This is a genomic window from Paraburkholderia sp. MPAMCS5, assembly GCF_036016995.1.
Lineage (GTDB): Bacteria > Pseudomonadota > Gammaproteobacteria > Burkholderiales > Burkholderiaceae > Paraburkholderia.
Genome location: NZ_JAYXBK010000016.1, coordinates 55,818 through 68,459, shown reverse-complemented (window position 1 = coordinate 68,459; position 12,642 = coordinate 55,818). Strand labels below are relative to the sequence as shown.

The 12,642-nt window shown below is 64.5% G+C and carries 15 protein-coding genes; 7 read left to right on the top strand and 8 right to left on the bottom strand.

The features are described from left to right. Nucleotides 1-91 precede the first annotated feature (91 nt). A complete protein-coding gene (locus VOM14_RS26645) occupies nt 92-754 on the bottom strand; it encodes a DUF1345 domain-containing protein (RefSeq protein WP_327631723.1) in 663 nt (220 codons plus the stop codon). Between the two features lie 578 nt (nt 755-1,332). Between VOM14_RS26645 and VOM14_RS26640 the strand changes: the two genes are divergently transcribed. Both VOM14_RS26640 and VOM14_RS26635 read left to right on the top strand, forming a co-directional pair. After that, nucleotides 1,333-2,376, top strand: coding sequence for a c-type cytochrome (locus VOM14_RS26640; RefSeq protein ID WP_327631722.1), 1,044 nt, complete (start codon nt 1,333-1,335; stop codon nt 2,374-2,376). A 226-nt stretch (nt 2,377-2,602) separates the two neighbouring features. Continuing rightward, entirely contained in the window at nt 2,603-3,340 is a 738-nt protein-coding gene (locus VOM14_RS26635; protein WP_327631721.1) for a metallophosphoesterase, read from the top strand. 45 nt (nt 3,341-3,385) lie between these two features. Here VOM14_RS26635 and VOM14_RS26630 read toward each other — a convergent pair whose 3' ends face one another. After that, nucleotides 3,386-4,087, bottom strand: coding sequence for an RES family NAD+ phosphorylase (locus tag VOM14_RS26630; protein ID WP_327631720.1), 702 nt, complete (start codon nt 4,085-4,087; stop codon nt 3,386-3,388). Further along, nucleotides 4,084-4,521, bottom strand: a complete 438-nt coding sequence (locus VOM14_RS26625) for an MbcA/ParS/Xre antitoxin family protein (protein WP_327631719.1) — start codon at nt 4,519-4,521, stop codon at nt 4,084-4,086. Before VOM14_RS26625 ends, VOM14_RS26630 begins: the two co-directional genes overlap by 4 nt. Before the next feature lie 113 nt (nt 4,522-4,634). On the opposite strand from VOM14_RS26625, the gene VOM14_RS26620 reads away from it, so the two are divergent. Further along, nucleotides 4,635-5,141, top strand: coding sequence for a hypothetical protein (locus VOM14_RS26620; protein ID WP_327631718.1), 507 nt, complete (start codon nt 4,635-4,637; stop codon nt 5,139-5,141). Nucleotides 5,142-5,364: 223 nt separating this feature from the next. Here the strand turns inward: VOM14_RS26620 and VOM14_RS26615 are convergent, their stop codons facing one another. After that, the gene (locus VOM14_RS26615) at nt 5,365-6,228 is read right to left on the bottom strand and encodes a LysR family transcriptional regulator (protein ID WP_327631717.1); all 864 of its coding nucleotides are present in this window, start codon (nt 6,226-6,228) and stop codon (nt 5,365-5,367) included. Between the two features lie 99 nt (nt 6,229-6,327). Here VOM14_RS26615 and VOM14_RS26610 point away from each other — a divergent pair, with 99 nt between their 5' ends. Together VOM14_RS26610 and VOM14_RS26605 are read left to right on the top strand one after the other, a co-directional pair. Continuing rightward, nucleotides 6,328-6,711, top strand: a complete 384-nt coding sequence (locus VOM14_RS26610; RefSeq protein WP_327631716.1) for a tautomerase family protein — start codon at nt 6,328-6,330, stop codon at nt 6,709-6,711. 98 nt (nt 6,712-6,809) lie between these two features. Then, nucleotides 6,810-7,646 (top strand): TOBE domain-containing protein, encoded by an 837-nt coding sequence (locus tag VOM14_RS26605; protein ID WP_327631715.1) that lies wholly within the window; start codon nt 6,810-6,812, stop codon nt 7,644-7,646. A gap of 123 nt (nt 7,647-7,769) precedes the next feature. Here the strand turns inward: VOM14_RS26605 and VOM14_RS26600 are convergent, their stop codons facing one another. From VOM14_RS26600 to VOM14_RS26585, 4 genes are all read right to left on the bottom strand, one after another. Next, the gene (locus VOM14_RS26600) at nt 7,770-8,483 is read right to left on the bottom strand and encodes a sulfate/molybdate ABC transporter ATP-binding protein (RefSeq protein ID WP_327631714.1); all 714 of its coding nucleotides are present in this window, start codon (nt 8,481-8,483) and stop codon (nt 7,770-7,772) included. 1 nt (nt 8,484) lies between these two features. Continuing rightward, complete coding sequence (modB, locus tag VOM14_RS26595; protein ID WP_327631713.1) at nt 8,485-9,159, bottom strand: molybdate ABC transporter permease subunit; 675 nt, start codon at nt 9,157-9,159, stop codon at nt 8,485-8,487. Between the two features lie 25 nt (nt 9,160-9,184). After that, complete coding sequence (gene modA / locus VOM14_RS26590; protein WP_327631712.1) at nt 9,185-9,958, bottom strand: molybdate ABC transporter substrate-binding protein; 774 nt, start codon at nt 9,956-9,958, stop codon at nt 9,185-9,187. Between the two features lie 132 nt (nt 9,959-10,090). Then, nucleotides 10,091-10,792, bottom strand: a complete 702-nt coding sequence (locus VOM14_RS26585; RefSeq protein ID WP_327631711.1) for a phosphatase PAP2 family protein — start codon at nt 10,790-10,792, stop codon at nt 10,091-10,093. Nucleotides 10,793-11,143: 351 nt separating this feature from the next. Between VOM14_RS26585 and VOM14_RS26580 the strand changes: the two genes are divergently transcribed. Together VOM14_RS26580 and VOM14_RS26575 are read left to right on the top strand one after the other, a co-directional pair. Further along, nucleotides 11,144-12,328 carry an extracellular catalytic domain type 1 short-chain-length polyhydroxyalkanoate depolymerase gene (locus VOM14_RS26580; protein ID WP_327631710.1) on the top strand — a complete coding sequence of 395 codons (1,185 nt, stop codon included), beginning with the start codon at nt 11,144-11,146 and terminating at the stop codon, nt 12,326-12,328. Nucleotides 12,329-12,436: 108 nt separating this feature from the next. After that, on the top strand, nt 12,437-12,613 hold the full coding sequence (locus VOM14_RS26575) for a DUF3563 family protein (protein WP_327631709.1): 177 nt from the start codon (nt 12,437-12,439) through the stop codon (nt 12,611-12,613). The last annotated feature ends 29 nt before the right edge of the window (nt 12,614-12,642 follow it).

The following is a 12,642-nucleotide window of genomic DNA, read 5'->3' as shown; positions in this document are numbered from 1 at the left end:
CGGGGTGAGCGCGTGTAAAACGGACCGACGTGGTCCGTGTTTTACATGCGCTTAAGCAGAAGAAAAGCAGATGTTGCCGCGTGGCCGGAAGTCACGAGCCGAGCAAACCCGCCGCGATGTTCACGCACAGTCCCAGCACGGCGACGTTGAAGTAGAACGACAGGATGGACTGCGCGAGCGCCGCGCGCCGAATGGTTCGCGAGCGCAACACGACATCCGATGTCTGCGAAGCCACGGCGATGGTGAACGAGAAGTACAGGAAGTCCCAGTAGTCCGGCGTGAGCCCGTGGTCCGGAAATAGAAGCGGCGTTTCTTCAACGCCCGTATCGTAGTAAAGCCGCGCGTAGTGCAGCGTGAAGATGGTCGGAATCAGGAACCATGCGCCGATCAGCGTGAGTCCGGTCAGCGCGTAATGCCATACCGTCGATGCTCCCGCCGTGCCCTTCGCGGACGCAAGTTCGAGCACGATCGCCGCAATGCTCGCGATGGTCGCCACGCAGATCACGATCAGCACGACGCCCGCATTCTCGTCGTCGCGGCGGGCCGACTCGCGCACGCGGCCTTCATCGGCGGCGGCCATGTGCACCCAGAGCATCGCCAGATAAGCCCACACGGCACTGTCCCAGCCGGCGAGCACGCGAACCATCGGGCGCGTGTGCGTGGGCACCACGATGCCGACGACAATGCCGAGTGCGAAAGCGATCCACATCCGTGGGCGATTGCGAAGCGTTTGCGGATAGTATTTTGTGAGCATGAAATTGAAGGGCTGGACGCAGGGTTGTCGCGGATTCTACTCGCGCGTCGTGCATCATTTGGAGAATGAGCGGCGCGCACGCTATAGTCTTTCGCAACCGCCTTGCGTGCCCCTTTCAGTTGAAAGCGGATTGCAGGCGCGACGCGTCAGGCGGCGTTTTTCGTGCGTTTTTGCACGCTTCGTTGTGATGCGATTACAAGACCGCGCGAGCGGCGCAAGACCAGGTTTGGGGTAGCAAGAATCGACGCAGCGCACGGCATCCGGTCATCGCCGTGACACGTCGAACATGACTCACCATCGACTCGTCGTCTGGAGCCCCCATGACAGATGTTCCTGAGAACAACAATGCGCGCCGCGAGCTTTCGCATTTATCCGCATTGTCTTCGTCGGAATTGTCTTCGTCTTATTCTTCGTTGTCGTTTTTGTTTTCGTTTTTGCCTTCGTGCAGGGCGCGCGGCGCATCGGCCGCCGTCGCGGCGTCATGCCGGCGGTGAGCGGCATGCTGACTATCGTGGCATTGCCGCCGGCTGTTGGCGGCAAGCTCAAGCGTGAAACCTGAGCACGAACGAATAGCCGCCATGACGAAGAACCTCTCTCGCGCGCGACAGGCTCGCGCGTCCGTCGATGCGCTGCATGCGCGCCGACGCTACCGGTTGGCGACGCTCGCGGCGCTCTTTTCGCTGTTCGCGCTGATCGTCGCGTGGCACGAAGCGCAGCGGCCGAGGCATCCGCATAAAGACGAAATGCCGATCACTCAGGCTCACGCCGACGACGCATCCGTCGCCGCCGACTCATCCGGCACACCCACGCCCGCCGCCGATCTCGTGAAGCGCGGCGAATATCTCGCGCGCGTCGGCGATTGCGCCGCCTGTCACACGGCGGACAAAACGCGTCCGTTCGCGGGCGGGCTGGCAATCGAAACACCGTTCGGCACCGTCGTGACGCCGAACATCACGCCTGATCCGGACACCGGCATCGGCCAATGGACCGACGAAGATTTCCTGCGCGCGATGCACGAAGGCATCGGCAAAAGCGGCGAGCGGCTTTATCCGGTCTTTCCGTATGTGGAGTACACGAAGCTCGCCGAGCATGACGTGCTGGCGATTCGCGCCTATCTGAACTCGCTTGCGCCGATTCATTACACACCGCCTCACAGCACCGTGAAATTCCCGTTCGACCAGCGCTGGCTGATGGCGGTCTGGAACATGTTCAATTTCAGCGAGGAGCGCTTCGTGCCCGATCCGAAGCAGAGCGCCGAGTGGAATCGCGGTGCGTATCTCGTCGAAGGGCTCGCGCATTGCGGCGAATGTCATACGCCGCGCAACGCGACGTATGGGCTCAAGGCGGATTCGCGCCTGTCGGGCGCGGTGTTGCGCGGCTCGCGTGCGTACAACATCACGCCGGATAAAACGAGCGGCGTGGGCAACTGGAGCGACGAGGAACTGGAGAAGTATCTATCGACGGGCGCCGCGCCCGGCCGCCCAACGGCGACTGGCGCCATGGCGAGGGTGGTTGAAAACAGCACGCAATATTTGACGCGTGAAGACCTTCGATCGATTGTCCAGTACCTGCGCTCGGTGCCGGCGATCAGCGGCGGCGAGACGCGTGCGCATGGCCAGTAGCCAAGGTTGAAACCACAAGTAAATTTCCAGCGAAGGTTGAAACCACACGTAAGTCCGCAAATCGCGGGCCTGGGGAATAAAAATCCATCAAATTCCTAGTTTATAGTTCGACTCACCTCAATAAACTTGTTTTATAGGGTTTAACATCAATTTTGTCCACTTGACTGTATCCGTGATACGAGAGGCAGCGCGCATACATTCGCGCGTTTGCGCATTATCATGAGGTATGGCATCCGTACTTGACATCTCCGTTCAACACCATACGGCCAACCGCAGTGGTCGCGACTTCGTGGTCGGCGATCTGCACGGTTGTGTCGATGCATTGCGTCATCTGTTGCGCCTCATTTCGTTCGACCCCACGTGCGACCGGCTCTTTTCCGTAGGCGATCTGGTGGACCGCGGCGAGCAATCGGAGCAGGCCCTGGCGCTGCTCGACAAGCCATGGTTTCACGCCGTGCTCGGCAATCATGAAGACACGCTGTGCGCCGTGGCCGAAGGCCGGCTGCGGCGTCAATGGTGGTATGGCATCGGCGGCGGGTGGGCGGCCGCGCTGTCCAGCGCGAACTTGCAGCACTACGCGGAGCAATTGCGCACGCTGCCGCTTGTACGTGTGGTCGGCAGCGGGCCGGAGCGCTTCAATGTTCTGCATGCCGAATTTTTCGGCACCGACGCCGAACTCGACGCGGGCAATTTTTCGTCCAAAACCCGGCAGCAATTGCTATGGGGACGCGAACTCGCGATGGGCAAGGGCGATCCGCAGCGCCAGCGGGGTCTGTCGCTCACCTACTGCGGTCATACGCCGATGCGCGACATCAAGCAGATCGGCTCGCAGGTGTTCATCGACACCGGCGCGTTCGGGGCTGGCGGGCGGCTCACTATCGTCGAGCCGAAGGCGTTGCGGCGCTGGTCGATTTCCGTGGAAGAAGCACGCGCCGAAGGCGCGGCGGCGCTGGCGCTGCCCTGATTTCGCGGCCGCCGCGGCCAACCGCCAACCCTCGCCAACGCGCTGTCAGCCGACCTGGTTGAGTTCGAACACCATATCCACGCTCGTGCCGTTCCAGTTGTATTCCAGATACGCCGCGTGATGACAGTCGCGCAGTAGCGTGGTCTTGAAAGCCGCCAGGCACTCGCCCTCGGCGTCCCGCACCGACGGATACACGATGCCCGCCGCTCCCGCCTCTCGCGCGGCGCGTCCGAGCGTTTGCCCGGCGAGATAGTCTTGCGGCGACAGTACCGCGAGATCGAGCGCCGGGTCGCCGCGAAGATCGACCACTTCGCCTTGCGCGACGACGGTGTAGAGACGCATCTGCTGACGCATGGGCGGCTCGGCGGTGGCTTCCAGAAATTTGCCCGTGTGATAGCGCGTTTCGGCGATGGCAGTTGCGCGCGAGCGGGCGCAATAAAACACGCCGTACGTGCCGTCGGAAAAGCGGCTGCCGAGCGGATTCAGATGAGTGAGCGCGGCCATGATCGGCCCATAACCCGGACCGAAGCGGCGCTCTTCACGCGGCACGAGATCGAGTTCGCCGATTTCGGTGCGCAGACGGTCGTTGGTCATCGCTTCGAGCGCGTAAAGCGCGTCGAAATCTTCCGGCGATGCCACCCGGTCGAACAGATTGACCGCCGGAAAACGCGTGGGAATCACACGATACGCGGGCGACCAATCCAGTGGCGCGCTGCGCCAGCGGTCCTGCCAATGCGGTTGTGTCACGCCCAGCCGCCTCGCATTGCGTCGAGATACTGGCGCACGGCCACCAGGTCGCTGATGTTGCCAGCCAGCATGCGGTCCAGCGCGCGCCGCCCGCCGAACGGCGGCGCTTTGTTGGGACGCTTGACCCATGTGTCCGCCGCGCTGGGCTGCGGCAGCAGAATCTGCAGCGCCTTGTAGATGCCGAGCACGAGCGACAGACGCTCCAGTGTGTCGCGGGCGAGCCGGGCGGTTTCCGGCGCCGACTTCCATTTGAAGTAAGTGGAGCGGCCTGGCGAGCCGAGCAGCACGATCTGCTCGTCGGCGCTCAGATCCCAATCTCGCGCGATGTTGAAGAATGCGCGCAAGCCCGCTGCGGACATTTCCGCAAACGAGGATTCCGAAATCGGCGCGCGAATGGGCGCTTGGGGCTGAGTGGCGCGGGCGGCGTGAGCCATGAATGGGTAAGTCCTTATATGTACTTATTTATGATGTTAGTCTAAATACGGAGTTTTGCAAGGGAATATAATCCCGGCTCCTTATGAAAGTCGAGAGTCAGGAGAAGCGGGAGATGGTGTTTCGAGCAGTAGCAACGGCGGCAGCGGCAGCAGTGGCGATTGCGCTGGCCTGCGCGTCGGGTGCGGCAATGGCCAGTGGGTACACGGAAGTGTGGAATCCGCCTGAGGCGAGCGGGCACGCGGCAAAACATGGGAAGGCGCAGGCCGCGCGTGGGTCGAAGGCGGTGGTGAATCGCGGCAACAAGTCGAAGAAGCAAGACGGCGTGAAGCGTGCGTCGAGCCAGGCCGCGCATCAGGTCAAGGCGAAGCCAAGGGCCACAATCGTTGCGCAGGAGAAAAAGCCTCATGCGCAACCTGTTCGCGGCAGCGCCGGTCAGGCCAAAGCCATGCATGCCGCGCCAGTCAAAGTCGCGGGAAAACAGAGCGGTGCCGCGAAGCCGGCAGTGAGCCGGTCGAACACGTCGGCGGCGTCCGCAAACGTTAGCGCCGATGGCACCACACAAGTCGCGGCGAATCCGGCGACAGCCCGCAGCGGCTCTCTTCCGCCGATCCTGCACTGAGCCGCGACGGCTCGAACTTGCGAATGCAAAGGGCTGGAGGCGAGCGCTAAACGTGGATAGCTGAGTCGCTGGCGAGTCTGCGCGAAAGTCGCTCGCGAGCCACGCAAAAGTCACCGCCGAGCCACGCGAAAGTCACCGGCGAGCCCGCACACGCGATGCTCCGCTCCAGCGTCTCCGCGCTCCGGCTCGCGCCTGTCCTTGAGCCACGTCCCGCGCGGCCGGTTCAGCCGCTTGCCAACCCGCTCGCCAACCCATTCGTCACCAGCCGCAACGTTTCGCTGGATCGCTCGTCCCTGACGCGCGAGTGCAGCGTGACGCGCGATTCCGGCAGTCGCGGCAAACCAAGCCGCGCGCCGACATCGATCAAACCGCGCGGCGCCACTCGGCGCGCCAGCGGCGACACGGCCAGCCCGGCCGCCACCGCGGCGCCGACCGCGGCCACGCCGCCGCCGACAAACACCTCCTGCCATGCGATTGCCGCATCCGTCAGCGTGCGCAAGGCCACGTCGCGCACGTTGCACGGCGGGCTCAGCAGCGCCAGCGCCAACGGCTCGCCGGCTCCCGGCAGCCACGACGGCGTCGCCAGCCAGCCGAGCGGTTCGCTGAACAGCACGTGGGCGTCGTCGCGCGGTGGTTCGTCGGCGCCAGACCGGACGATCGCCGCGTCGAGACGGCGCTCGTCGAATTGAGCGAGCAGCGCGGCCGACGTGCCGAGATGCAGTTCGACCACGAGCCCCGGGTCGTGCGCGTGGAGCCGCGCGAGCAACTGCGGCAGGTCCGGCCCCGCGACATGCTCGCTGAGTCCGAGCGCAAGCCGCCGGCGCTCCACCGACAGCGCGCCGAGCGCGCGTTCATGAGCAATCAGAAGTTCGCGCGCGGCGCCGAGAAACGCGTTGCCGTCGACGGAAAGGCGCACCACGCGCGGCGTGCGCTCCAGCAATTGCTTGCCGAGATGAGCTTCGAGCCGCTTCAGCTTGAGACTGACGGCGGATTGGGTGATGTCGAGCGCGTCGGCGGCGCGCGTGAAGCTGCACAGATCGGCGACCAGCACGAACGCCCTGACGGCATCCAGATCGAGGACTTTCATTTCAATTGAACATAGATGAAATAGCCAGTGATGTCTGTTCATTATGACTGACGCCGCCTAAGCTGTGTGCACGTATCCACCACACAGAAGGAGTTCGCCATGCCTCTCACCCGAATCGCTCTGCGCGCCGGCCAGCCTGCCGACTATCGGAAGGCGCTCATGGACAGCATCCAGCGTTCGCTCGTTGCCACCTTCAATGTGCCGAAGGACGACATCTTCATGTTGATCACCGAGCACGAGGCCGGCAATTTTGTGTACGACAGCCAGTATCTGAACGTGCAGCGCACCGACGACCTCGTGATGATCCAGATCACGCTGAACAACACGCGCACACTCGAACAGAAAAGGGCGCTCTACGAGCGCATGGCCGACGAACTCGCCAGGTCGCCGGGATTGCGGCGTGAGGACGTGCTGATCAATCTCGTCGAAGTGCTGAAGGAGAACTGGTCGTTCGGCAACGGCATCGCGCAATACGCGGTTTGAGCGAAGCAGGGGCGGCCGGGCGTCGCTGTGTGCTGTGGTCGAAGCGGCCGTCGCTATAATCATTTGCCACCCTTCATTCTTTTCGACCGCTCTCCGCCATGGCATCCGATAGCAACGATCCGTCTCTCGAACCGCTCGAAATCGGCGGTTCGGTCTGGTTCCAGGCGGGGGCCAATACGCTTGGCGGCGCGTCGAGAATCGCGCTGCTCGCGGCGATCGGCGAGACCGGCTCGATCACCAACGCGGCGAAAGCCGTCGGCATGAGCTATAAGGGCGCGTGGGACGCGGTCGACGCCATGAACAATCTCGCCGGCGAGCCGCTCGTCGTGCGCCTGACCGGCGGCAAAGGCGGCGGCGGCACCACGCTGACGCCGCGCGCGGTCAAGCTGATCGAGACGTTTCGCGCGGTGGAGCGCGAGCATCGGCGTTTTCTCGCGCGCGCCGGTGCGGCGATCGAAGGTTTCGCGACCGACTGGGATCTGATCGGCCGGATCGCCGTGAAGACGAGCGCGCGCAATCAGCTATACGGCACGGTCTCGACCATCACGCGCGGCGCGATCAACGACGAAGTCTCGCTGACTTTGCCAGGCGGCCACACGATCGTCGCCATCCTCACGCACGAAAGCACCGAAGCGCTCGGCCTGACGGTCGGCTCGGCGGCGTTCGCGCTGATCAAGGCGTCGTGGGTCGTGTTGCTCGTCAGCGACGAAAGCGGCGCTCCGCTGAAACTGTCCGCCCGCAATCAGTTGCGCGGCACCGTGCAGAGCGTGAAGCCCGGCGCGGTCAATGCCGAGGTGTCGCTGGTGCTGGAAGGCGGCGCGGTGATCACCGCGGTGGTCACGAATCAGAGCGTGGAAGCGCTCGGACTCGTGCAAGGCGCGAGCGCGGTCGCGGCGTTCAAGGCATCGAGCGTGATACTCGGCGTGAAGGATTGAACCGGCGACAGCGCGGACAAAGGCGCGCAGAGGTCATGCGCAGAGGTCATGCGCTGAAGTCATGCGCTGAAGTCATGCGCTGAAGTCATGCGCTTTGATCGCGCGCTTTGCACAGCGCTTTGCTTACGCGCCTGGCCGCGATTCACTGCGCGTGTAGCCCGTGAACGCCTGATGCTCGCGCACACGGCCGTCGCTGATCTGCACGACCTGATCGCCGAAAGCGGCGACGTCGTCGGGATCGTGGGTGATCAACACCATCGGAATATCCAGCCGCGTTTGCAGCTCCGACAGTTCGAGCCGCATGCGCTGGCGTAATGCGCTGTCCAGCGCGGAAAACGGTTCGTCCAGCAACAGCAGTTGAGGTTGCGCGACGAGCGCGCGCGCCAGCGCGACACGCTGTTTCTGTCCACCGGAAAGCTGCGCCGGATGATTCCCGGCGACGCTGCGCAACTCAAGCGCATCGAGCCAGTAATCGACCTGCGCGTGCGTGGCGCGCGCGCTCGGATTGAACCAGCCCTGGCGCAAGCCAAAGCCAATGTTCTGCCGCACATTCAGATGCGGAAACAGCGCGTAGTCCTGAAAGAGATACGCGATCTTGCGTGCCTGCGACTTCAGATCGGCGCCGCGCGCGCTGTCGAAAAGCGTCGTGCCATGCAGCGTGATGGTGCCTTCGTCGGGGCGCAGCAGACCGGCAATCGCCTGCAACGTCAGACTCTTGCCCGCGCCGGACGGCCCGAACAGCACGACGCGCTGGGTCGTCGCGGCGAACGCGACGTCGAGCGTGAAGCGGCGTTCGGCGCTCTCGAATGTCTTGCGGATGTCGACGTTGAGCGGCATGTCAGCGGGAAGCGAGAAGCGTGCGTTGCGGCACGAGGCGGCCCGCCAGCAACAGGACGATGACGCACGTTGCCGAGGTCACGAGCACGAGGAAATTCGCGGTGCTGTCGTCGCCGGCCTGCACAGCTGCATAGACGGCCACGGAGAGCGTCTGCGTGCGCCCTGGCAGGTTGCCCGCGATCATCAGCGTGGCGCCGAATTCGCCGAGCGCCCGCGCGAACGCCAGCAGACCGCCAGCAAGAATGCCGCGCGCGGCGAGCGGCAGGCTCACGCGAAAGAAGATCGCCGTCTCGCTCACGCCGAGCGTGCGCGCGGCGCGCTCGAGTTGCGGATCGACGGCTTCGAAGGCGGCGCGCGCCGACTTCAGCACGAGCGGGAAAGCGACCACCGTCGACGCGATCACCGCGCCTTGCCAGGTGAACACCAGTTGAATGTCGAAGCGGTCGAGCCAGGCGCCGAACACGCCGCGTCGTCCGAGCAGCACCAGCAGGTAGTAACCGAGCACGGTGGGCGGCATGACGAGCGGCAACATCAGCAACGAATCGATCACGTCACGCGCGGCCGAGCGCCAGCGCGACAAGGCGAAACCCGCGCCGACACCGAACATCAGATTGAGCGCGGTCGCCCAGCCCGCCACTTTCAGCGAGAGCAGGAGCGGAATCCAAGCCTGTTGCATGATCGTGCGCGGTCCGTGAGCGGGATCAGTGCGCGGGCTTGAAGCCGTACTTCGCGAGCACGGCCTGGCCGGCCGGCGACAGCACGAAATTCACGAACGCCTGCGCATCCGCCGCGTGACGGCTGCCTTCGACCTGCGCGATCGGGTAGGTGATCGGCGTTTGCGTCGGCACGGTCAGCGCGACCTTGACCTTGCCGGGCATGATCGCGGCGTCAGTGCCGAATACGAAACCGGCGTCGACTTCGCCGCGCGACACGTAGTCGAGGCTCTGGCGGACGTTCGCCGCGAGCACGGCCTTGGCGCTCACGGCGTCCCACACGCCGGCGGCTTGCAGCGCGCCCTGCGTGTAGCGCCCGACCGGCACCGAAGCCGGATCGCCATACGCGACCCGTTTCACATTCGACGACGTCAGTTCGTTCAGGCTTGTCGGCGCGAAATGGCTGTCGCTCGGCACGATCAGCACCAGCGAATTCGCGGCGAAGTCCTTGCGCGTAGCCGGCACGATGACTTTTTCGGCCGCCGCCTTGTCCATCGCCTTCTGGTCGGCGGAGGCGAACACGTCGGCGGGCGCGCCCTTGGCGATCTGCTGCATCAGGACGTCGGACGCGCCAAAGTTCAGCAGCACTTTGGTGCCCGCGTGCTGTTGTTCGAAGGCGTCGCTGACGGCCTTGAACGCGTTGGTCAGACTGGCGGCGGCCGAGACCACCAGTTCGTCGGCGTGCGCGTTGACGCTAAACGCAACGGAGATGGCGCTGGCGGCAACAAGCGCTCCTTTCAGCAGACGGCGGGACAGTGTCATGAACGTATGAAGGCCCGGCATGCGCCGGAGCGATGATTAAAACGCATATCGTAATATACCTGTAGTTATAGCGCTGGCATGACGCGCATTCATTCGCGCGTATGAAGCGCTCTGAGCAGGCGGGGGAGAAATTCAGAGGTCGAACGTACGCGCCGGCGCAAGCGCATTGCGCGTTTGCGAGAGCGGCGCAGCGGCGGGGCGGACGTTGCGCGCGGCCTTCCATTTGGCGCGGATATACGGCCGGTCGTGACCGGAAACCTTCAGCGCGATATGCGTGACCCAGCGCTGCGTCGGCACGTGAACGCCATGCGTGAGCACCGCCAGCACCACCAGACTTGCGACGACCGGAAGCGCGGAAAGCCGCTTGGGCTCGGCATTCCAGGCCATCCGAACGAATAGCAGGGCGGCCAGCGCGCCCACGAGGCAACCGGTGATTGCTTCGGAAGGCGAGTGGGCGCTCAGCACGACGCGCGACAGGCCCACCGCCATGCCCGCGACAAGCCCGAGCAGCACGCCGAGCACGCGCACGGGCGGCGGCGTTCGCAGCAACACGAGAAAGAGAGCGACGGGGTACACCGCCGTGGACAGCATCGCGTGGCCGCTGAGACCCGTGAAATCCAGCTCGCGCACGCCTACGCCCCAGCCGAGAAACGCCAGTTTGGTCACCGTCACGACGCCGATCGCCGCCCCGAGCAATAGCAGCCAGCCCGCCGCCATGCGCCACGTATAGCCGATCGCCAGCCACAGCGCGATGGCGAACGCGAGCGGCAACGTCATGCCGGCGCCGCCAAGGCTGGTGATCAGGTACCACAGGTGGACGGGTAAGTCGGGCATCGAAAAAAGGCGATCAGGTACGCATGAGCCGGTTATGAGAATGCAACGCGCGAAGGCCGCAAACCGCCGACGCGTTCAGGGTATCCGCCAGTATAGACGGCTCCCGCCGGGCGCTTTCGCCGGCCGAGCGAGCTTTTTGCTACCAGACGTAAGACGGTTAACAAGATGTCGTCGGCGATGGCTGCCGACGCTTCGATTGCGGCCCGCGCGGCAAGGCTCACGGCGGAAAATGCGTAGTCCGGGGCCGCTTGCCGCGTCCTGCATGGCGTCGGGATTGATGCTATTGTGCATTGCACAAGAATGCATATTGGCATCCAACCATCCTGTCCCTTTTTGCGAGGTTTTGCGCCGATGGCAAAAAGTCTATCGAATATCTGGCTCCGCGGCCTCAAGCGCCTGCTCGCCATTCAGTCCGAGCACGCCCACAAGACGGCCAAGCGCGCCACGACGCGCCCGGCGCGGCCGGCGGCGACCAAGCCGTCGACGAAAGTTCGTCCGTCCGCCACGATTCGCACGCCCGCCAAGCGCGAGGCGCCGCACGCTGCCGCGCGCGAATCCCGGGTTCGTCCGCGTGCTGCCGCATGGGCGAGCGGCGCGTGGACGCGCTCGTTCCATTCGGCGCCCGCCTCGCCCGGCCGGCTCGTCAACCATCTTCAGTACGGTTTATATGTGCCGTCGGGCCACGCGCTCGAGGCCATGCCGCTCGTCGTGATGCTGCACGGCTGCACCCAGTCAATCGACGAATTTGCGCAAGGCACGCGAATGAATGTGCTCGCCGACCGCTTTGGCTTTGCCGTGGTCTATCCGGAACAGTCGAAGCACGCGCATTCGCACCGCTGCTGGCATTGGTACGACGCGGGCGACAGCGCGGGCGGCGCGGAGGCGCGCGCGGTGGTGTCGCTCGTCGATGCGCTCGTCGCGCAGCACGGTTTTGACGCCGAGCGCGTGTATGTCGCCGGCATTTCCGCCGGCGCCGGGCTGACGACGCTGCTGGCGCTGCAATATCCCGAGCGGTTCGCGGCGGTGGCGGTGCATTCGGGCCCGGCTTTCGGCGAAGCCCGCTCCGGTATCACCGCCATGGACGTCATGCGGCGCGGCGCGCGGCGCGACCCGGTGCAACTCGTCGACGAGGTCGCCGACGTCGCGCATTATCCCGGCATGCCGGCCATCATCGTTCACGGCGACATCGATCATGTTGTCGCGCCCGTCAACGCCGACCAACTGGCGACGCAGTTTCTCCGCCTCAATCGCATGATCGACCCACAGGGCGCGCGCAAGTCCGGCGAACTGCGCGAGGAGCGCAAAGGCGGCGTGACAATGCGCGACTATTTCCGCGGCGGCCGGCGCGTGGTGCGCGCGTGTCGCGTGCAGGGGCTCGCGCACGCCTGGAGCGGCGGCGACGACGCCGTGCCGTTCCATTCCGCCAAGGGGCCGGACGCGAGCGCGATGATCTGGGAATTCTTCAAGCATCAGCGGCGCGCCGGCGCCGGTGCGCTCCAGAGCGCTGCCGTAGAAGCGTCCGCGTCCGTGCGGTGACCGCGGAACAACGCCGGGTCAATAAGCGCTGGCGCAACACTAGGGTTTTCCCTATAATACGGGTTATCCCTTAGGCGTTGCCGCCTGCCCTTATTGCGGAGATCGACCATGTACCTGCTTACCCGCCTCTTCCTGTTTCTGACGAAGTCGCCCGAACAACTCGCCAAAGAACGCGCTGACGCCTTCCTCGCCGAAGCGACCGACCTTTACGACCTCGAATTCCGCATGCGCAAGCTGGATCGCGAGTCGCATTTCCGTCAGCCGTCGTGGATGAGCCAGCACTAAGCTGCGCGCCAATTGAAGCATCGGCGGGG

Excerpts from the sequence above, each read along its gene's own strand:
- VOM14_RS26645 (WP_327631723.1), bottom strand. The coding sequence starts at position 754 with ATGCTCACAAAATACTATCCGCAAACGCTTCGCAATCGCCCACGGATG.
- VOM14_RS26640 (WP_327631722.1), top strand. The coding sequence starts at position 1,333 with ATGACGAAGAACCTCTCTCGCGCGCGACAGGCTCGCGCGTCCGTCGAT.
- VOM14_RS26635 (WP_327631721.1), top strand. The coding sequence starts at position 2,603 with ATGGCATCCGTACTTGACATCTCCGTTCAACACCATACGGCCAACCGC.
- VOM14_RS26625 (WP_327631719.1), bottom strand. The coding sequence starts at position 4,521 with ATGGCTCACGCCGCCCGCGCCACTCAGCCCCAAGCGCCCATTCGCGCG.
- VOM14_RS26620 (WP_327631718.1), top strand. The coding sequence starts at position 4,635 with ATGGTGTTTCGAGCAGTAGCAACGGCGGCAGCGGCAGCAGTGGCGATT.
- VOM14_RS26615 (WP_327631717.1), bottom strand. The coding sequence starts at position 6,228 with ATGAAAGTCCTCGATCTGGATGCCGTCAGGGCGTTCGTGCTGGTCGCC.
- VOM14_RS26610 (WP_327631716.1), top strand. The coding sequence starts at position 6,328 with ATGCCTCTCACCCGAATCGCTCTGCGCGCCGGCCAGCCTGCCGACTAT.
- VOM14_RS26605 (WP_327631715.1), top strand. The coding sequence starts at position 6,810 with ATGGCATCCGATAGCAACGATCCGTCTCTCGAACCGCTCGAAATCGGC.
- VOM14_RS26600 (WP_327631714.1), bottom strand. The coding sequence starts at position 8,483 with ATGCCGCTCAACGTCGACATCCGCAAGACATTCGAGAGCGCCGAACGC.
- modB (WP_327631713.1), bottom strand. The coding sequence starts at position 9,159 with ATGCAACAGGCTTGGATTCCGCTCCTGCTCTCGCTGAAAGTGGCGGGC.
- modA (WP_327631712.1), bottom strand. The coding sequence starts at position 9,958 with ATGACACTGTCCCGCCGTCTGCTGAAAGGAGCGCTTGTTGCCGCCAGC.
- VOM14_RS26585 (WP_327631711.1), bottom strand. The coding sequence starts at position 10,792 with ATGCCCGACTTACCCGTCCACCTGTGGTACCTGATCACCAGCCTTGGC.
- VOM14_RS26580 (WP_327631710.1), top strand. The coding sequence starts at position 11,144 with ATGGCAAAAAGTCTATCGAATATCTGGCTCCGCGGCCTCAAGCGCCTG.
- VOM14_RS26575 (WP_327631709.1), top strand. The coding sequence starts at position 12,437 with ATGTACCTGCTTACCCGCCTCTTCCTGTTTCTGACGAAGTCGCCCGAA.